The organism is Nostoc sp. (assembly GCF_036917095.1).
In the GTDB taxonomy this organism is placed as follows: domain Bacteria; phylum Cyanobacteriota; class Cyanobacteriia; order Cyanobacteriales; family Nostocaceae; genus Nostoc.
Genome location: NZ_JBALFH010000032.1, coordinates 46,188 through 66,424 on the forward strand (window position 1 = coordinate 46,188; position 20,237 = coordinate 66,424).

General features: G+C 40.7%; 18 protein-coding genes and 1 pseudogene. 8 read left to right on the top strand and 11 right to left on the bottom strand.

Annotated features, from left to right (window positions below; genetic code table 11):
• Positions 1-97: 97 nt before the first annotated feature.
• The 3 genes from V7L01_RS16125 to V7L01_RS16135 form a co-directional block, all read right to left on the bottom strand.
• Positions 98-1,054, bottom strand: coding sequence for an NAD-dependent epimerase/dehydratase family protein (locus V7L01_RS16125; protein ID WP_335036358.1), 957 nt, complete (start codon positions 1,052-1,054; stop codon positions 98-100).
• 174 nt (positions 1,055-1,228) lie between these two features.
• Positions 1,229-2,290, bottom strand: coding sequence for a uroporphyrinogen decarboxylase (gene hemE / locus V7L01_RS16130; protein ID WP_335036359.1), 1,062 nt, complete (start codon positions 2,288-2,290; stop codon positions 1,229-1,231).
• Between the two features lie 359 nt (positions 2,291-2,649).
• A complete protein-coding gene (locus tag V7L01_RS16135) occupies positions 2,650-3,333 on the bottom strand; it encodes an Npun_F0296 family exosortase-dependent surface protein (RefSeq protein ID WP_335036361.1) in 684 nt (227 codons plus the stop codon).
• Between the two features lie 638 nt (positions 3,334-3,971).
• On the opposite strand from V7L01_RS16135, the gene V7L01_RS16140 reads away from it, so the two are divergent.
• Complete coding sequence (locus tag V7L01_RS16140; RefSeq protein WP_335036363.1) at positions 3,972-4,709, top strand: hypothetical protein; 738 nt, start codon at positions 3,972-3,974, stop codon at positions 4,707-4,709.
• An 89-nt stretch (positions 4,710-4,798) separates the two neighbouring features.
• On the opposite strand, the gene V7L01_RS16145 is transcribed toward V7L01_RS16140, so the two are convergent.
• The 4 genes from V7L01_RS16145 to V7L01_RS16160 form a co-directional block, all read right to left on the bottom strand.
• Positions 4,799-6,118: an ABC transporter substrate-binding protein gene (locus V7L01_RS16145; protein ID WP_335036365.1), complete on the bottom strand. Its 1,320-nt coding sequence runs from the start codon at positions 6,116-6,118 to the stop codon at positions 4,799-4,801.
• 18 nt (positions 6,119-6,136) lie between these two features.
• Positions 6,137-6,790, bottom strand: a complete 654-nt coding sequence (locus V7L01_RS16150; RefSeq protein ID WP_335036367.1) for a glycosyltransferase family 2 protein — start codon at positions 6,788-6,790, stop codon at positions 6,137-6,139.
• Positions 6,791-6,917: 127 nt separating this feature from the next.
• Complete coding sequence (locus tag V7L01_RS16155) at positions 6,918-7,886, bottom strand: glycosyltransferase (RefSeq protein ID WP_335036369.1); 969 nt, start codon at positions 7,884-7,886, stop codon at positions 6,918-6,920.
• A gap of 32 nt (positions 7,887-7,918) precedes the next feature.
• Positions 7,919-9,025, bottom strand: a complete 1,107-nt coding sequence (locus V7L01_RS16160; protein WP_335036370.1) for a methyltransferase domain-containing protein — start codon at positions 9,023-9,025, stop codon at positions 7,919-7,921.
• 407 nt (positions 9,026-9,432) lie between these two features.
• On the opposite strand from V7L01_RS16160, the gene V7L01_RS16165 reads away from it, so the two are divergent.
• Positions 9,433-10,212: a class I SAM-dependent methyltransferase gene (locus tag V7L01_RS16165; protein WP_335036372.1), complete on the top strand. Its 780-nt coding sequence runs from the start codon at positions 9,433-9,435 to the stop codon at positions 10,210-10,212.
• Positions 10,213-10,239: 27 nt separating this feature from the next.
• On the opposite strand, the gene V7L01_RS16170 is transcribed toward V7L01_RS16165, so the two are convergent.
• Positions 10,240-11,148: a S66 peptidase family protein gene (locus tag V7L01_RS16170; RefSeq protein ID WP_335036374.1), complete on the bottom strand. Its 909-nt coding sequence runs from the start codon at positions 11,146-11,148 to the stop codon at positions 10,240-10,242.
• Positions 11,149-11,645: 497 nt separating this feature from the next.
• Positions 11,646-12,152 (bottom strand): annotated as a pseudogene (gene pgsA, locus V7L01_RS16180) (CDP-diacylglycerol--glycerol-3-phosphate 3-phosphatidyltransferase); the annotation flags it as partial.
• Positions 12,153-12,296: 144 nt separating this feature from the next.
• Here pgsA and V7L01_RS16185 point away from each other — a divergent pair.
• The 3 genes from V7L01_RS16185 to V7L01_RS16195 all read left to right on the top strand — a co-directional run bounded on the left by V7L01_RS16185 (position 12,297) and on the right by V7L01_RS16195 (position 16,041).
• Positions 12,297-13,718 carry an aspartate ammonia-lyase gene (locus V7L01_RS16185; RefSeq protein WP_335036377.1) on the top strand — a complete coding sequence of 474 codons (1,422 nt, stop codon included), beginning with the start codon at positions 12,297-12,299 and terminating at the stop codon, positions 13,716-13,718.
• Positions 13,719-13,874: 156 nt separating this feature from the next.
• A complete protein-coding gene (locus V7L01_RS16190; protein WP_335036379.1) occupies positions 13,875-14,846 on the top strand; it encodes a DUF362 domain-containing protein in 972 nt (323 codons plus the stop codon).
• A gap of 1,006 nt (positions 14,847-15,852) precedes the next feature.
• The gene (locus V7L01_RS16195; protein ID WP_335036381.1) at positions 15,853-16,041 is read left to right on the top strand and encodes a hypothetical protein; all 189 of its coding nucleotides are present in this window, start codon (positions 15,853-15,855) and stop codon (positions 16,039-16,041) included.
• A gap of 166 nt (positions 16,042-16,207) precedes the next feature.
• Here the strand turns inward: V7L01_RS16195 and V7L01_RS16200 are convergent, their stop codons facing one another.
• Entirely contained in the window at positions 16,208-16,438 is a 231-nt protein-coding gene (locus V7L01_RS16200; protein WP_335036383.1) for a hypothetical protein, read from the bottom strand.
• Positions 16,439-16,791: 353 nt separating this feature from the next.
• Between V7L01_RS16200 and V7L01_RS16205 the strand changes: the two genes are divergently transcribed.
• From V7L01_RS16205 to V7L01_RS16215, 3 genes are all read left to right on the top strand, one after another.
• The gene (locus V7L01_RS16205; protein ID WP_335036384.1) at positions 16,792-17,304 is read left to right on the top strand and encodes an inorganic diphosphatase; all 513 of its coding nucleotides are present in this window, start codon (positions 16,792-16,794) and stop codon (positions 17,302-17,304) included.
• 142 nt (positions 17,305-17,446) lie between these two features.
• The gene (panD, locus tag V7L01_RS16210; protein ID WP_292767098.1) at positions 17,447-17,830 is read left to right on the top strand and encodes an aspartate 1-decarboxylase; all 384 of its coding nucleotides are present in this window, start codon (positions 17,447-17,449) and stop codon (positions 17,828-17,830) included.
• Positions 17,831-17,841: 11 nt separating this feature from the next.
• Positions 17,842-18,744 (top strand): MBL fold metallo-hydrolase, encoded by a 903-nt coding sequence (locus V7L01_RS16215; RefSeq protein WP_335036386.1) that lies wholly within the window; start codon positions 17,842-17,844, stop codon positions 18,742-18,744.
• A 245-nt stretch (positions 18,745-18,989) separates the two neighbouring features.
• Here V7L01_RS16215 and V7L01_RS16220 read toward each other — a convergent pair whose 3' ends face one another.
• On the bottom strand, positions 18,990-20,207 hold the full coding sequence (locus V7L01_RS16220; protein ID WP_335036388.1) for an HhoA/HhoB/HtrA family serine endopeptidase: 1,218 nt from the start codon (positions 20,205-20,207) through the stop codon (positions 18,990-18,992).
• Between the last annotated feature and the right edge of the window lie 30 nt (positions 20,208-20,237).

Below are 20,237 nucleotides of genomic sequence, written 5' to 3' on the forward strand. Positions count from 1 at the left end.
ACTGAGAGGCTGTGGTTACGCGAGCTTTTGCTAATTTCTTAAATATTCTTAATTTGATATGAGATGTTTTGCCCCAATTTTAAGAGTGTCAAACACTTTACTTCACACTTTTAACGCCACTAATTTTTAAAACATCAGTCATGGTTGCACAATAATTTGGCAAGCCGAAACTATCAGGATTAATAAATTTTTCATAGGTGAAATGCCGATAGTTCATGCAAAACCGATCCCAAGCAGCCATCCGAATGCGGAACAAAATAATAAATAAATTAGCTAACGCTATAGATATCGGAATGCGAAAGTAAATCTTTTTGCCAAAATAAGCGCAAACTTGTTTCACTGCTTGATTAGCAGTTAATGGTGCTTGGCCTAAAACCAACCGACGCGATCGATCGTTTTCTAGAGGACGATCGATTAAATATCGCACGACAGTGGCAATATCTCGTCCGTGGATAAAGTGAAAACTGCCATCTGCTTGCAAAAAGCGAATCAAATTGATATATTTCGTTACTTCTGGAATACCAGATGTGACAGCAGAATAGGGTTTATTCGCATCGCCGCCCAAGACTACAGTCGGAAATACTGTGGTAATTTTGGGTGCGATCGCTAATGTTTCTTTTTTCTGTAAGCAGTCATATTTGGAACGAATGTAATCTGTCCCAATTTCCCCGGCTTCTTTTAAAGGTTGATTGTACCGATCCAAAACGCTAGCTGTGGAAAAATAAATCACCTGATGGCAACGTTCTGGATCTAGCAGTTCGAGCAACTCTATAGTCTTGACAACATTAATATCAAATGTCTCATCGCCACCCCAAGCTGTGGCTGTGAGTACCGCCGTATCAATTGTGGATAGCAAATCGGCAAACTGGCGAATATTTTGCATATCACCTTGTAAAACGTTGATGCCTGAACGTGCCTTGGTATCAACTTGCAGTTTGTTTGGGTTCCTAACTAGTAGATACAGTTCGTAATCTGTTTCCTTAATTAAGGCTTCTGTTAAATAATGACCTATACAACCACTTGCACCAGTCACTAAAATCCGTTTCTGGCTCATAGAGAATTTATCAAACGTTAGGAGTTACAACTAAAGAGTTAAGAATAAAGTTAAAAGTTCCGAATCAGGAGTTAAAAATAAAGTTAGCACTTAGAAGTAAGGAGTTAAAAATAACTCTGTACCTCACAACTGATAACTGATAACTCCTAATCCTTAACTCATAACTCATAACTCCTAACCCTTAACTCCTGCAAGATTCAATTCCTTTGCTGTTTCAAAGAAGAAAGCGACATTTTCTTCGGGAGTTTCTGGTAAGACACCGTGACCGAGATTGAGAATGTGGCCCCAATTACCAGCTTTGCGAACCGTATCGAGAATGCGATCGCGGATAAACTGTTTAGAGCCAAATAACACACCTGGGTCAAGATTTCCTTGAACTTTGACTTGCTTGCCCAATCTGGCTCTTGCGTCTGCCATATCTACTGCCCAGTCTACACTGACAATATCAGCGCCAGATTGTGCCATTCTTTCCAACACACCCGCACTACCGCTAACTAGCAAAATCAAAGGTGTATCGGGATGGGTTTGCTTGACTTGCTGGAAAACTCGCTGCTGATAGGGGAGAGCAAAGGTGTCATAATCTTGAGGACTCAATTGACCCGCCCAAGAATCGAACATTTGCACAACTTGAGCGCCAGAGTCAATTTGGTAGCGGGCATAGATGGCGATCGCATCAGCTAATTTAGCTAATAATTGATGCAGTATCACCGGGTCTGAAAATGCCATGTTTTTGATGATGGAGTAGGTTTTAGAACCTTTTCCTTCCACTGCATAAGCTGCTAATGTCCACGGCGCACCCACAAAGCCCAACACCGTTGACTTATCGCCTACTTCCGAACGCAGCGCTTGCAAAATTGTTTTGATAAATGGTAGAGCTGCTTCTGGTTCTAAAGGATGCAGAGCATCGATTTGTTCTTGAGTGCGGAGGGGCGAGTGAATGATTGGCCCTTTACCTTCGGCAATATCCATGTCAATGCCCAAACCAGGTAATGGGGTGACAATATCAGAAAACAAAATTACTCCGTCTGGTTGGAAAGCTCTCCAGGGTTGCAAGGAAACTTCAATTGCTACTTCTGGGATTTCCGAGCGATCGCGAAACGAAGGATACTTTTCTCTTAAGTCTCGATATGCCTTCATATATCGTCCCGCTTGTCGCATCATCCATACAGGGGGACGATCTACTACTTCACCACGAGCAGCCCGTAAGAGATGAGGAGTCGTTGAATAAACACCCATTTATCACTTCATCCTAAGTCACAACTTTTATGCCACTGTTTAGCTTATCATTCTGGGATTACGCTTTTTCAGCAGGTTTTCAGGAAAAGGTGAACAGCAGGGCATAATAATATTTATAATATTTTAAATATGAGTTATCAGTTGGCTTGACTACAGTATTAATGCCAGCAAGCCCTACCATTTATTGTTTTTTTGGCTTATCCCATAAAATTATTGCTTTGAGTTCCACGTAGAAATACACCTGTCACTTCTGCATCAAGGCAACGTATGAGGAAAACTGCATAACAAATAACAAATGTGTCTCTACGCATAGCATAGAGACACATCCTTAAAGGTTTTAAACTAGGTTTTGGATAAATTTATCCTTTCAATATCGCTTTATGTTGTGAGCGTTTGAAGAGTGACATCATACCACAAGCACCTATTGCTAACACACCTAACATCCCACTAGGTTCAGGAACGCTGGCTAGTCTATAGGCGTGGTTATCTGTTTCAAAGGCAACACCATTTGAGCGCATCACAACTCGGTCAAATGTTTCTCCTGTATCAGCTACAAGGTTGACAAACATATTAGCTTGAGTACTAGTCCAACTACCATTAGCTATAGCAGTTGGCACATCTGCACCACTAAAAGTCTTTATTAACTGATTACCTTTGTAAATGTCAACAAAGTTGTAATCATCTAATGAACCTGCATAAAAACCGAAGTAATTAACAGCTTCTTTGAAGTTAATATTGACGAAACCACTGTCGCCTGCAACATTACTACCTACTGGAGCAATTGTTAGAAATTTGGTGTTATCTCCATAAGGTGAGGCGTATTGACTAGATACACTACCTTGAACAATGTTACTAGTAACATTAGAGTAAGTAACAAATCCATTAGGATCGTGTGCTGTGCCATCATCAAAGGTGACAGTTTTGGCATCAGCGTAGCTAGAAAACGGGCCACTGTTGACTTGCAGAGTTACGGCACTAGCTGGATTCGCACTCATGACTACAGCAGTTATTCCGAGTAAAGCTAAGGAGATTTTTTGCAACATTCTAGTAATAAACCTTGAAGAACACAAAGATAATTAAGACTGAACTTTTATTGAAACCCAGCTATGAAAAACCGGTTTCCTGACTCCAACAAATTAAAAGAAAATTACAAAGATTATTAGGCCTTTATATATGACGTTTGTTGGGTGTGACAAGCTCGAAGATGTAAGTTTATCTTCATGCTTTGTAATCCTATTTTGATTTTTATAACTCAGAAAAGATACGGTGTATATACTAAAATATCTTTAAAGATTAAGTGAAGGATATTGTGCAATAAGTAGTGGGCAGGACAAACCCATCTAAATTACTCTCGATCGCAACCAAGGTCAAGAAGCAACAAAAAATCACCATTTATCGTTTGGTTTAGTTTCCCAGACTCAAACAGATGTCTACGATGGGCTATCCCTGAATCTTTAGCAAGAAGAATAGGTAATGAAATTCTATTGAGAATAGGCTGTTATTATTGACATAATATTCTCGCCTTGGGGAAGTGGCGAGCGGGGAATGGAAAATAGGGACTGGTGATTGAGAAATAGAGTAAAACAAGAATCAATATTTAATTGAGCATTGGGCATTAGTTATTTTCCCCCTGCTCCCCTATCTCCGCGATCTCCCTATTCTCTCACTCCCCTGACTTCTTATGCAAACTGACTCTAACAGTCCCGATCGTCTTGCATCTGCTAATAATGAGCCTAATCCAGGAAAGTATTTGATTCCGCGATCGCAGCGACAGAGGTTCTTTATTCAGTTTACCTTAATGACCCTGATCGGATGGGTTGTAGGTGGCGTTGCCAGTATTGGCTTAGAGAAAATTATCCTCCAAAGTCTCTCACCTAGCGTTGCTATCCAACCACAAACATGGAGCATTTTGGTCAGAAGTCTCAGTAACGTTGTATTTGCCGTGATTTTTGCTGCTGACCAGTCCCTGGTTCTTTACCTATATTTACCGGGTTGGCAGTGGCTATTTGCTACTAGTGTAGGTTGGTTGATTGCCAATGGTGTTTCTACAGCCTGGATTAACTACATTTCAACCATTGCCTCATCATCTTCTGAAGATACTTTGATTTTTGGATTTTTGTCTGCGATCGCATATATAATTTCTGGAATTTGGCTAGGTATTTGCCAATGGCTAGTATTGAGGCGATATACAGCAGGCAATTGGTGGTGGAATTTTTTACCCTCAATCTCTTTCTTCTCGATTACTATTTTGGTTTGGTTGCTTTTTCTTATGCAAAATTTTATTCCAGAAACCTACCGGACTCCCATATTATATTGGAGTGGGCAAGGACTTACAGCAGTGATTCTAGGAGCCATACCAGCAATTGGCTTGTGTACATTAAAAAGAAATTTACAACGCAAAACTGAAGTTTCTACATGACCAAATAATTCGTAATTTATAATTAATTCTAGTTTCAGAGCAACAAAATTTAGCTCTAGAAAACAAATAACTTTACGAATTACGAATTATTAATTGCTATCCCAAATAGTTTCTAAACGCTCTTGTGCTATTTTAAGAGCTTTTTCGGGAGATTCACCCAACAATGTAGCCTCGATAGCTCGACCAAGACTGTCAGAAAGACGGCTATATCCAGCAATAATCGGTCGAGCGCCAGCTAGAGGAATTTGTTCCATAAACACTTTTAACCAAGGTTTTTGGTTAATGAATTGCTGATAAGCTTCACTTTGTGCAGCTTTAAGATTAACTGGTAAAAAACCGGTGCCGATACTCCATTCTTTTTGGAATTCTTCACTCAAAACATACTCTAAAAACTTAAGTGCGGCTTGCTCTCTGGCTGGTGTGGTCTTCATCACATACAAATTTCCACCACCTGTCACCGTAGCTTGACCAACATTTGCAGGTATGGGAAATGCGTCGTAATCAACTTTAGATTTAGTAATATACGTCCAAGGCCCCGTAATTTGCATAGCAACGCGACCTGCTATAAAAGCATCCTCTTCATAACCCCGCTCTGGAGAAGAAAGCGTTGCTGAACCATCTTTTAATAGCTCTTGCCAGAATTGTAAAGCTTTCAGCGCTCCAGCGTTCGTTAAATCTGGTCGGTTATTTGCCAGTACTTCTCCCCCGGCGCTCAATAAAAAAGGAAACCAGCTAAAAACAGTCCATTCTCCCTTCCCTAAAGGCAATACAATTCCGTACTGTTCTGGTCGGTTGTCGCCATTGCGGTCTATGGTCAATTTTTTGGCAACTTCCCTCAATTCTTCCCAAGTCTTAGGCATTTGCGTAATTCCCGCAGCTTGGAAAAGCTTAGGTCTGTAAAAAATGCCTATATTGCTGGTGTACAATGGGGCTGACCAAAGGTGACCGTCTAATTGCAATTCTTCAAGTAAATTAGGGCTGATTTCTGACTTTAGGGGCAATTTGTCTAACCAATCTTCTAAAGGTATAATTGCTCTTAAATCTGCCAACTGACCTGTAATTTGCGGGTAGAATGCCAGGATATCTGGAGGCACATTACCCACAACCGCTGTTAATATTTTTGGCAAGTGGGGTTGAGCTAAGAAGACCGATTCTACCTGGACATCAGTATGAGTTTGATTAAATTTATCTACCAATTTTTCAAACACATCCCGATTAGCAGGGGGATTGATTGCTTGCCATAGGGTCAAATGAATTACTCCGTCATCCTTCTGTGCTAATCCTTGACAACCAGATAAAAATATTAGGAACGAGCTTAAGATGATTCCTAGAAGTAACATCTGCCAAATAGAAGCAATAACCCGGCGAAAATAATGACTTATTTGAGATAGAAAAAATATAATCTTCATACCAAGTAGTTAATCAGATTAAGAAATATTCTCCAAAACACTTTTGGTAATACTGGTTTCTGCTCTTGTGTAAATATATGTTTGGGGTTCAGTTACTTTTTCGGTTTTGAAGATTTTTGCTGCGCGATACCAAAAGTCTGTATCCTCTCCATAGGCGATATTATTAAAGCCTTTCACCCCGAAAAATACCTGTCTCTTACCAAAAAACGTTGGGCCTAAAACACATTCTCGAAGATTAATTTTTTGACCTGGTTGAAAATAATCTGCAACCCAAATCTCTTCTTCTGTTGCGAATCCACCTTCAATTAAGTCAATTTCTGGATTAGCTCTCATATATTCAATTCGCGTATCCAGGTGATTGACTTTGTAAGCATCATCACTATCCAAAAATGTTATGTATTTGCCAAAACATGCCCTGATGCCGGCATTCTTAGCATACCATAGCTTTCTGTTTTGATGTTTTAAATACCGGATATTTTGAAATTGTTGAATATAAGGATTTACAATTTCAAAAGTATTATCTTGACTCCCGTCATCAACTATAATCAGTTCCCAATCTTTAAAAGTTTGAGCAATAACACTATCAATGCAATTGTTTAGATATTTTGCCCGATTGTAGGTACAGAGAATAATTGATATTTCATAATTAAAATCAAAATTTACAGTTTCCATCGTTAAATCATCCTTGTATTGCTCACACCAAAATTCAACTTATAAAAGATGAATTTTCGATTATCTTGGTAGAAAGGCACTAAAGTATATTTATAAAAAAGTTGTTAACACTCTGATAAATTATTCATTAAGTGTATATCTTTATAAATTCATGCATAATGTCATTGTAATTATAAACCAGACGGCTAATATCAAAGTTTTGTCGAACGTATTCTAGAATATTTGGGCGACAATATTGGTTTTTGTCAATCATTTCGCTAATTGTATCATTCACAATTTTATGAGCTTCTGGTGTGGCATTAACTAAAATATTATCTGGCAAAACTCTAATAAAATCTTTGTGATGTAAATTGGCGCTAGCAGATTCGGAAACAACGATACATAAACCTGCTGCCATTGCTTCTAATACTACTAGTGGTGCAACTTCTCCTTCACTAATTAAAACTAAACAGCTATAATCTGTGAGACGAGAATAAACTTGTTCTAAACTCCATACACCTAAATGTTTTGTTGTTGTTCCTTCTACAAAATCAGGATCGTCCAAAGGGCCAACAAAGTCTATTGCAATGTTTCCATCGATGATTTTTGCCAATAATTTCTGCTGCTTTCTTGGTTGAATCCAACCTAAACAAATAGCTTTATTATTTCCTTGAGCTTGAAAATTTACTTTCTGGGTATCAATACCGTTCGCTTGCACTGAGATATATCCAGAATACCCTGATTTTAGAAGAAAATCTTTTGTTAAATGAGAAAGGGCAATTATCCCCGGTGCATTGAAATAATGTTGATATGCTTCTCTAAATTCTTCATTCCATTTCTCTGTTTTAAACAAATAACCATCATGACAAGTAAAACAATACTTCTGTTTAAGATTTCGATTAAATTCGCTCACAAAACTGTAGGCGTGTAAATGCACAAAATCATAATTATTATTATTAATATATTTTATGATTTCGTTAACATCTTTCTCGTTTAAGATATCAACTTGATGCCCAATCTTCTCTAAAAAATTTTTGTATTCATTTATCACAGTTAAAACAGAATGCGATAAAGGAGGCTCAGGGATATAACCCCAAGCGACAAGAGCAATTTTCATAAATTATTTAATTTTTCCTCACATATTTAGATTTACTTCTCAGCCAGAATACAAGTTGCAACGGGATAATCTGGATGATAACCGTCTAATTCTTCAGATGTCAATTCTTCTACGGCTATTCCATGATAGCTAGCTATTACAGTGGTAGGATTGCCATAGACATATAACTTCTGTTGCGAGAAATTTCTAAATATCCAGGCGAAAGCATCAGGTAAAGGTCGCCAATAATCAACAGGAGTAGCATGAACTCTAATAGCACTTGGTACCATCGCAAAACATTTTCCACCGGGTTTTAGCCAAGTGTGGATGTTTTCTACTGCTATCCAGGGAGCATAACAGTGTTCTAAAACATTAAAAATTATTACTGAATCAAAAGATTCTGGTTTGATAACAGATACATCGTGAACATCCCCAACAATATCTACTCCTGGGCCTGCTTCTAAGTTAAGAATCTGATATGATGTGCCTGGATTAATTTGATAAAAATCCTTATCTTTTGGTGTTCCTCCTATTTCCAAGATATTGCCACCGATTTGGGTTTGAACTTCCTCAATAAATTTGCTGAGATAGTATCTATCTACGGGTTTACCTCTTGTCAATCCAAATGCTTGACAAATTGGAACTGTTTTTTTCAAATCACCCCAATCTATTGAACCTGTAGCAGGAGATAAGAAACCAAGATTTTCTAGGTATTCTACTAATTTCCGAAAATCTTCTATATTCTCAATAGATTCTAGGTCATCTTCTAATTTATATTGGGAAAATAATTGTGGCAAGACTTGGTAAGTTTCTCTACTTAATGCAGCAAGTTCAAATTGCATTTCCTTTTCGATGAAACTCCGAAAGCCTTTACCAAAAATTGTCAGACTGCCATCTGCTAAAAAAACTATTGCATCTTGAAGAAGCTGTTCATATTTATCTAGTTCTTGAATGACCTTATCTGCTATAGAAGCTGATTTAACTTTTTGAAAGATTTGGTAAGCATTCTCTAATGAATGTTCGTGAATAAATATTTCTAGTATTGTTAGCCACGATTTTGCTGGAATAATTTCTGCTGTTCGCTGGCTCCAAGCAAAAATTGCATATACCTGTGAGTCTTCAACTTTCAAAAATGCGTTAGGTACATACTTTTTTGGCATACAATTAATCACTCAAAAAATTTTAAGAAGAGGATGGTTTAGGCATTATAAGCTATTTTGGAATTTATCTCTAACGACAGATGCAGTTTATACAAAAAAGATTTTCCCTTTTTCTACAGTCAAGCTAGTACGGCTTGGCGGTGATTCACATTTAGTAAAAGACCCAAAAAAATACTACAGCTAATTTATACACTGTAAATTGGCGATCGCCTTTCTTTCCACCCGCGCCTAGATGCCTCAAATTCTCGTAGGGCAACACTAGGGGCGATTAACTTAGCTTGGGGATTTGGCTAATCTCAGTATTAACTATTTAACCATAGTGTGTTAATGTTAATCCTGAATTAAGTAATTTAATTGGTAAAGCTAACAAAACTAGTACATAATGGATCTTTGGAGAAAAAGAAATAATGACAAAGACTAATGAAGTTGTTCCAAATATCTCATTGTCTAGTTGGGACTATATTTCACCTAAATTTGAGATAGTTCATCCTGATTCATCTTTCCCCAATATGATTATTGGAGACCTCAATAATTGTTATTGGTCTTATTTACGTCGAGAGATTCCCCATAACTGGTATGTAGATAAAGATGAGCCGTTTATCGGGTTCCTCAATCGAGATGAGACACATATTTTATATAATACGGCACTCAAATTTGCTGGAAAAAAAGCTTTAGAAATTGGTTGTTTGCGGGGTTGGTCTGCCTGTCACCTGGCATTAGGTGGAGTGGAATTAGATGTAATCGATCCTGTTTTAGCCAGAGAAGATGTTTATGGAAGTGTGAGTAGTTCCTTACGACTTGCTGGCGTTCTGGACTCAGTTAATTTAGTAGCCGGTTATAGCCCACAAAAGGTAGAGGAGTTAGCTAAACAATTACAACGCAAGTGGTCATTGATTTTTATTGATGGGGATCATGAAGGATCGGCTCCGCTCAATGATACGATTATTTGCGAACCATTGGCAGAGGCGGATGCTTTAATTTTATTCCATGATTTAACTTCCCCTGATGTAGCACAAGGCTTAGACTACTTAAAGGAAAAAGGTTGGAATACAATCATTTACCAAACGATGCAAATTATGGGTGCTGCTTGGCGCGGGAATGTTGAGCCAGTAAAACATCAGCCAGACCTGAAAGTTAATTGGAACTTACCAAAGCATTTAGAAGGTTATTCTGTGAGTGGATTATGACTATTTAACCAGAAGCGGATCTGAATTTTAACTTAATCGTGGATGCGCGATCGCTAATATCCCTGCATCCCCATCTAAAGTTACCTCTACACCCACTGGTAATGCCGCATTGGGGCTATCATGACCAAAAGGTAAGTCAGAAACAACAGGAATCCCCAAATCGCCCAAGCGATCGCGCAATACTTCTTCTACACTAAAGCTAGGCACAGTTGGTGGCGCTTCACAGCGAGTAAAACCCCCTAAGGCAATACCGCAGACTTGTGACAAAGCACCGCTCAAACGCCACTGCGTCAGCATTCTATCAATGCGATAAGGTGCTTCTGTAACATCTTCCAACGCCAGAATTACACCATCTAGATGTGGCAAGATTGGCGTACCCAAAATGTGAGTAGCCACAGTGAGATTACCTGGCAACAAAGTACCACTAACTACACCACCACCCCAACCGCAACCTTTGAGAGGGGCGAGATGGCGACCTTCTACCCAATCGAATAATCGCTCAATTGACCAATCTGACTCATCCATTAAGGTCGTCAGCACAGGGCCGTGAACGCCGGAAATCCCTGCTGTATAAAGACTCCATAATAAAGCTGTGATATCAGAAAAGCCTATGAGCCACTTGGGAACCGCTGAGTTTGGCCAAATCCAATCTTCTAAGATACGGGTGCCGCCAAAACCGCCTCTGGCGCAAAGGATACCACGACAATCAGGATCTTGCCATGCTGCTGCTAGTTGCTGACGGCGGGTTTCGTCTGTACCAGCTAAATAACCCCATCTGTCATCTATCTGTGGGCTGACTTCTACCCGATAACCACGCGATCGCCAAATTTCTAAACCCCGTTCAAATGCCTCAAATTCTCGCAAAGCACCACTAGGGGCAATTACTCTCAGTAAGTCTCCAGGTTTTAGGGGCGGTGGTAAGATTGGGGATGGCATGAAAATATTTAGGGGTGAGGGGAGACGCGATGAATCGCGTCTGTACAAGGGGTTAAAAATAAAGACTATACCTTAGAACTAGGATCAAATTTTATTGAATTATTTTGAAATTACCGAGTGTTCTTATTAGTCTGTCAAGAACTAATTGATGGGTAAGTAAATCTGTCAATTTTTCTTCTTACTTAGCGCTCTTTGCGTCCTTTGCGGTTCGTTCCTTTATCCATCAAAATGTATTTGACAGACTACTATAATTACGGTGAGGATTGCACAAACTGAAAGGAAACATTAGCAGTCAAAGGCTCTGGTAGTGCTTTTCCTTGTGCTTGGTAATCTTCAATCAAAAGTTCCAGCACTTCCTCAGCATTATTGAGAGCATCCGTGTAGGTATTTCCATGAGTGTGTGCATAGGGGCCAAACTCAGGTAGGCTGACAATGTACTTTTTATCTTGATTAGACCACTGAATTACAATACTATATTGTATTGTCGTTTCATTAGTGCTAGCTTTTTGCGGCAAAAGATAAATACCCCCAGAGATTAAAGTCAGGGCGACAGAAATCCAAAAGGCAAGCAAAGAGGGAGTTTGCCACACTTCACCTAGAGGCGCAATCAAAAGTGCGATCGCAACTATTTGACTAACAGTTTTGAGTTTACCCCAAATATTCGCCCCGGTAATCGTCGTTTGATTCACCCGCCAACCAGCGATCGCTAATTCTCGCGCTAAAATCAAAAACACTCCCCAAGCCGGCACTTTTCCTAGTTCAATAAAAACCAGCAACGGCGCAAGTACCAGAAGTTTATCGACTAAGGGATCGAGAAACTTACCCAATTCACTAATTTGGTTGAGTTTCCGCGCCAAATAGCCGTCTAACCAATCAGTTAAGGCAGCAATGAGAAAAATCGCCAAACATATCCACTGAGCTTGAGGTGTGGGATTATATAAACCGTAAAGCAAAAATGGTATCCCCAATAGGCGAGAGAAGGTAATCCAGTTGGGTATGGTCATAGGGAATTCAAAAATCAAACTTCAAAATTAACAACTGTAAAGCAACAAACAGCCAAGCAAATATGCAAAATCTATGCAGATTAGTGTATCTGAGTGTGGCTGCGTGGGAAAATCTGTTTTCTGTAGCTCTCCTAAAACAATACTATGACTGAACACACAGACTCCCAATTCCGCATAGAACGCGATTCGATGGGCGATCGCCAAATTGCTAGTAGTGTTTATTACGGCATTCAAACGCTGCGAGCAATCGAAAACTTCCCCATTAGCGGCATCAAGCCTTTAGCTACTTACGTAGATGCTGGACTAATCATTAAAAAAGCTACAGCAATTGTAAATGGGGAACTGAATTGCATTCCCCAAGATATTAGTCAGGCGATTGTCCAAGCAAGTGATGAAATCCTGGCTGGGAAGTTCCGGGATCAATTTGTCGTGGATGTTTATCAGGCGGGTGCGGGAACATCCCACCACATGAATATCAACGAAGTTTTGGCAAATCGCGCCTTAGAAATTCTTGGTGAAGAAAAGGGCAATTACAAACGTGTTAGTCCCAATGACCACGTTAATTATGGACAGTCTACCAATGATGTGATTCCTACCGCAATTCGCATTGGTGGATTATTGGCATTATCCAAGACATTACACCCAGCAATAGATGGTGCGATCGCAGCCTTAGAAAACAAAGCTGTAGAATTTCAAGATATCGTCAAATCTGGTAGAACCCACTTACAAGACGCTGTACCCGTGCGTTTGGGTGAGAATTTTCAGGCTTGGGCACAAATCCTTACAGAACATCAAAACCGGATTTACACCGCCTCTGGAGATTTGATGGTGCTGGGTTTGGGAGGTAGTGCAGCCGGAACGGGATTAAATACTCATCCTTTGTATCGCGCCCGTGTGGTAGAAGTTCTCTCAGAATTGATTGATACTCCTTTAGAACCTGCACCCCATCTCATGGCAGCCATGCAAAGTATGGCCCCATTTGTAAATGTTTCCGGTGCTTTACGCAACTTAGCGCAGGATTTAGCCAAAATCTCTCATGATTTGCGGCTGATGGATTCGGGGCCAAAAACAGGCTTGAAAGAAATTCAACTCCCGCCAGTGCAACCCGGTTCTTCGATTATGCCAGGGAAATATAACCCAGTTATGGCAGAGATGACATCAATGGTATGTTTTCAGGTGATGGGTTACGATAGTGCGATCGCTTTAGCCGCACAAGCAGGGCAATTAGAATTAAATGTGATGATGCCGCTGATTGCCTATAACTTGATTCACAGTATCGAAATTCTGGGTAATACCATCGCCGCACTCACCGAACGCTGCATCCAAGGAATTACTGCGAATCAAGAACGTTGTTTAGCATACGCCGAAGGTAGTTTAGCTTTAGTAACCGCACTAAATACCCACATTGGTTATTTAAACGCTGCTGCTGTCGCTAGAGAATCTTTAGAAACTGGTAAATCTTTACGGCAGATTGTTTTAGAACGAGGATTGATGAGTGAAACAGACTTAGCTACAGTCTTAAATCTAGAACAAATGAGTGGTATCTTACCGCTCAAAACAGAATAATAGGTTATGGGGTATGGGGCATTGGGCATTGGGCATTGGGCATTAGACAATAATTAATAGTTCTTCTCCCCCTGCTTCCCCTGCTTCCCCTGCTCCCCCTGCTCCCCCTGCTCCCTCATCTCCCCCACTCCCCACTCCCTCTATCCCCATTTATCTATGCAGACTCAAAAACCATCTGTTAGTCTCATTCGGGCTACATCCTACGAACGAGAGGCTTTACGGGAATCTTTAGTGATTCTCCTGGAACCTTTTGGAGGAATGGCAGCGTTTGTGAAAAAAGGCGATCGCGTTTTACTCAAACCGAATCTACTTACAGGCTCGCGTCCTGGTAAAGAGTGTATCACCCGTGCCGAACTCGTTTACGAAGTTGCCCAGATGGTAATTGAAGTTGGCGGTAAGCCATTTTTGGGCGATAGTCCTGCTTTTGGTAGTGCCAGAGGCGTAGCAGTAGCAAATGGCTATCTGCCTATTTTAGAAGAACTCAATCTTCCCATCATCGATTTTCATGGTCAGCGTTACCAAACCATTAGTGACAATTTTAACCATCTGCGGCTGTCTAAAGAAGCAATGGAAGCAGACGTAGTGATTAACCTACCTAAAGTTAAATCTCATGCCCAGTTGACATTAACACTCGGCGTAAAAAACTTATTTGGCTGCGTCCCCGGTAAAATGAAAGCTTGGTGGCACATGGAAGCTGGAAAAGATGCGAATAGATTTAGTGAAATGTTAGTAGAAACTGCCAGAGCAATTAACCCTAACTTAACCATATTAGATGGCATCATCGGTCACGAAGGAAATGGCCCTAGTAATGGTGAACCTCGCCAATTGGGCATTTTAGCAGCCGCATCAGATATATTTGCCTTAGATCGGGCAATGGTAGAAATCCTCAATGTCCCTCCTGAACAAGTGCCCACAGTTGCAGCTTCCCAAAGGCTAGGAGTTTGTCCAGAACTAGCTGCCATAGAGTTTCCGCATTTAAATCCTGACTTATTAAAAATAGAAGATTGGCGACTACCAGACAAATTAATGCCCATCGATTTTGGTATGCCCCGCGTAATTAAGTCTACGTTTAAGCATCTTTACACCCGATTTATTAAGGAACCAATTAGTGTTTACGGAAGGAACTAGGGAGTAGGGGAGGCAGGGAAAGAAAACTATTGCTTATTGCGATCAATGCCCTGTTTGACCAATGCCCAATCCCGAATTTACAAGTGCAAACTTCGTTACAGCAATTTCATTCATTAACAGAGTAATCTGCAATTACCCTCCGATTGCTTAACCAGACCGCCCTATGATAGTTAGTGGCGGTTTTTTTCGCTGATTAATTTGTTATACAATTTTTCGTATTAGATTTTGATTAATTAAAATCTAATCCGGATTTAGGATTTGGAGATTGAGATTGGGTATTTTGTTCGGATATGAGCAAAGTCTGACAATAACCCGCGACTCGTCTATGCCACCTTTCAAAGCATTTTTACTCTACCTATATGTAGATTGACAAAATTGCTGTGATATTACATAGGTTTCAAAATTTCAATTCTTAAATATTTATTTAGTGGGATTACTGAATCCACGCTGCACAATACAGTTAATGTATCTGTATTTATTCGGTAGTTATGATTGGTTACAAAAATCATTCCTACCCATTTCTTCTCTACTATCAAATATTTTTGGGTATAACTACTGTATAACAATCAAAACTACTGAATATCTATCAGTGCAATTGCAGTTTTGTGTCCTGTATCACAAATTACGAATTTCAGTAAAATGACCTTATCAAAGGCGTTGTAGGATGTTATAATCATGAAGTATCGAACAAATACATTTTGCTAATTAATCTTTAATCAGCGAAAAAAAGTAATTTATGATGCTGTAAAAGTTGGCTTTGCGTATGCAAACCGTTACACCATACAGGGAAACATCTGAAAATATTAATTACAAAATAAAACATGGTTTGTTAACTTGGTACTTTGTATTAATAGTTCCATGTATAAAAATGCTGTTATGACAGTTTTAAAACTGGTTTAGCTTGTAGAATGCTACACATTTTACATTTAAAAAATAGCTAAAATAGCATCAAGACTCTTGCTGAAAGAGTAGACCTACACAGTGTTACGAAAAACTTCAATTTTGTATGAATTCAAATAGCCAGTCTGCCAATTCTACCGACACATATTCCCAACGTTTGGCAGACATTGTGGGAACTGCGATCGCTCTGTTAACTCTCATCTTACCCGTATTTGTCATCGCCCACTATTCTTCAACTAATGTTCAAGATAACCAGCAACTCCCGATCCAAAACCTACAAGTAAGTAAAGATTGATAAAGCTTTCCAATAGCATTTTACCACCAAGAGAGCTACAAAAAAGGAAAATGTAGTTCATCAGGAATAAGCTGAATCTGTATTGTGTGACTCCAGATTTCAGTTGTATTGACACAATAGGGGCAGAAATCCAAATCCCTCCAGCAGCAATCAAGGGCGGGAGAGATCAATAATAGCCTCTTGGAAAAAGCGTTGCGAAGTTTCCTCGCAACGCTTTTTCCATTTTTTGGCTAAGTAGGGAGCAGGGAGCAAGAGCGGAGAACCCCATAAATAAATTTAGCGCGGCAGAAACCTTGGACTCATTATTTCTTATGGCACTTGACGCTTGAAATAAATATAAAACATTGAGCATAAATAAATTTATTTGCTCTAAAACCAATTCTTTCTGAAGCTGCATAGAATTCGATCCCCCCTAGCCCACGCCAGTCGCTCCACTTGGGGAGACCCCAAGACCGCGCTGGCTCCCCTTAAAAAGGGGGGAATTCAAAGTCCCCCAATTTATCGGGGGATTTAGGGGGATCAAGATATGTGCAACTTCACATTAAATTGGTATAAAACCCAAAAGTTGCTGGAGAATTCCAGTATCTTTCTCCCCTGCCCCCTGCCCCCTGCTCCCTTTCCTCTTCTGCTCAATCCCCCATGTCGTGGAATGAATACCTTGGGAAGAGATCCATATTGCTCTAAAATTCTACACGGGGAGCGAAGCTGACTGAGTGCCCCCATGATTCACTGTTATCAGAGGAGTTTTTTGTGGACTTATCTCGTATTCCTGCCCAACCGAAACCGGGTCTAATCAACGTTCTGATTGAAATTGCTGGCGGAAGTAAAAATAAATACGAATACGACAAGGAACTAGAAGCTTTTGCTCTAGACCGAGTACTTTATTCCTCAGTACAATATCCATATGACTACGGGTTTGTACCCAATACTTTGGCTGATGATGGCGATCCCCTAGATGGTATGGTCATAATTGACGAGCCGACTTTTCCTGGCTGTGTTATTGCAGCACGACCGATTGGCTTTTTGGAGATGATTGACGGTGGCGATCGCGATGAGAAAATCCTTTGTGTTCCTGACAAAGATCCGCGCTACACTCAGGTCAAATCCCTGAACGACGTAGCACCACACCGCTTAGATGAAATTGCTGAATTTTTCCGTAGTTATAAGAATTTGGAAAAAAAGGTGACAGAAATTCTTGGTTGGCAAGATGTGGATAAGGTTGCAGCTTTAGTAGAGAAATCCGTCAAAGCTTATAGAGGATAATAGAGCAGTTAGGAGTTAGGAGCTAGGAGTTAAGAGTTATGAATTTTTATTCCTAACTCCTCACAGACGCAATTAATCGCGTCTCTACTTATAACTTTCACTTGTTACGGATCGCAAAAACTGCTACCAACCTCAAACCAAAATGCAGCGGACTCTCCTTTTGGCAAAAATTCATAACTGCACCCTCACAGGGGCGAATATCAACTACGTGGGTAGTATCAGCATCGATGAAATCCTTTTAGAAAAAGCTGGTATCTTACCTTATGAGCAGGTGCAAGTGGTTAATAGTGCCAACGGTCAGCGCTTTATTACCTATGCGATCCCGGCTCCAGCCCATTCAGGAGTAATTGAGCTAAATGGGGGTGCGGCACGTCTAGGCATTATTGGCGATCGCTTGATTATAATGACTTACGGGCAGTTCACTCCAGAAGAGTTAAAAAGTTACTCTCCTACAGTAGTCATTGTGGACGAAAAAAACCGACTATTAGAAGTACGGCGCTACGATGACTTGCTTAGTAAGGTTTAATTTCAAGGAAAATGTCAAATTTTGAGTCGTCGGGTTCCCAGAGCTACATACCTGAAAAGTCATCTACCCTGCCAAGTAGCCCAGCAGGTGAATTTCTCGTGCAATTCTGGGGTGTAAGAGGTTTGATTCCCACACCAAGTAGCAACACTAGTCTTTATGGGGGTAATACCGCTTGTGTAGAAATGCATGTAGCTGGGAAACGTTTGATTTTTGATGGCGGTACTGGCTTACGCATATTGGGTAAAACTTGGCAAGAACTACAACAGCCACTAGAAGCCCATTTATTTTTTACCAACTGCCAATCAAACCGAATTCAAGGCTTTCCCTTTTTTGCTCCCGCATTTATTGGGGAAAATTGTTTCCACATTTACGGCACAGCTGCCTCAAATGGAGCCTCAATCAAACAATGTCTGTACGATCAGATGCTCCAGCCACACTTTCCTTACCCTTTACAGGTAATGCAGTCGGAATTACAGTTTTACAATCTGACTCCAGACAGTGACGTGAAGCTCGATGATGTCACCATTACAACTGCATTAATCAATCAAACTCAGCGCTCAGTTGGCTACCGAGTGACTTGGCAAGAGTATAGTGTTGCCTACGTCACGGATTTGCACGAGAATGCCGATCTAGTGGAGCGAGAGCGGATTTTACAGTTCATTAAAGGCGTTGACTTGCTGATTGCCAATGCCACTTACACTCCCCCGACATCTCACAACCATGACTCTGCTGATTTACTTTGGCAAGCTGCGGTGAATGCGGCTCTGAATGCTGGCGTCAAACGGCTAGCTATTTCTCATCATCACCCAGATGACCATGATGATTTTCTTGACCAGGTTCAAGCCGATATTAAATCTGCCTTTCCTGAAGCAATATTAGCCCATGAAGGTCTAATATTAGCTGTTGGTAGGTGATTTAGACTCCTTGGCAGAGCATTGCTAAAGGGGAGTAGGATGCCACAAAAGTTATCCAGTTTTTATATTTATTCAGGTATGGTAGCGGATCTCCTTTGCAGATAAAGCGCAGCAAGGGCGCACAGCTAGCTGTGCGCCCCTACTATCTTTCTTCCACGCTTAAGTTGACATTTTTCAGAGAAGGTTCAAGCCCCATCCCTTGTGGGTGGCTTCTTCACTTTGGCACCAATAAAAGATGTCCACCTCTATGAAGCATTTTGCAACTCAGCTGTGCGTATTGAAAGCTGTTCTGTCTTATTACCTCGTTGCACTTTTAACTGTAATACTTGACCAAGACGACTGTCTTCCACAACGTTTTGCAATTGTTCAGCACTGGTAATAGCTTTACCATCAACTTGAAGAATTACATCCCCGCGCCGGATACCCGCAGATGCCGCTGGAGAATTGGGAACAACTCGCATGACAAAAACACCATTGATTTCTGGTATCTGGATAGGAGAGTTGGGATCGGTGTTATTTTGCTTGGCGAGATCGGGTGTCAAAGTTAGCATTTGCACACCTAGATACGGGTGAGCAACTTTGCCATCACGTTGCAGTTGGGCGGCGATCGCTTTAGCTTTATCGATGGGAATGGCAAACCCAATACCCATCGCGTCAGGACGAATGGCTGTGTTAATCCCAATCACTTCACCTTGGCCATTTAATAGTGGCCCCCCAGAGTTACCTGGGTTAATAGCAGCGTCTGTCTGAATGAAATCCAAGCGTTTGTCGCTAATGCCGACTTGGGCGCTGGAACGTTTGAGGGTACTGACAATTCCCAAGGTAACGGTATTATCAAATCCTAAAGGATTACCAACTGCGATCGCCCAGTCTCCTACTTGTACATTACTGGAAGAACCCAAGGGCGCTACTGGTAAATCGTTACCAGCATTAATCTTGACTACTGCCAAATCTGTGACTTCATCAATACCTTGAACTTTCCCTTCAAAGGTGCGACCATCTTTGAGTCGGACTGTTACCTTATCAGCCTTATCGACCACATGAGCATTAGTCATAACTAAGCCGCTCTTGTCAATAATGAAACCTGAGCCTAAACCGCGTAACTGCTCAGAAGGCGGCATCTGTTGGGAGAAACCGTCACCGAAAAACCGCCGGAAAAAAGGATCTTCCATAAATGGATCGACGCGGCGAGTAATTGTCCGCTCAGTATCAATGCGGACAACTGCTGAACCAACACGATTCACTGCTGCTGTGACAAAGCTACTGCTACCTATAGCACCAGTGGCTGGTGATTGCCGTTGAGCAATTAGTTGTGAAGTATCTCCAGTAGTTCTTGTGGGTGCTGGTTCGGCTTGGGAGGGCAACACCTGCAATGTGCTAACGGTTAGCAAAACTCCTAGCGCGATCGCTAAAACATGAGAACCGAGTTGACGTAGAGACCGAGGTAATTTGAGAAATCGCATAATCACAACCTAATTTATAAGCCTAATTGT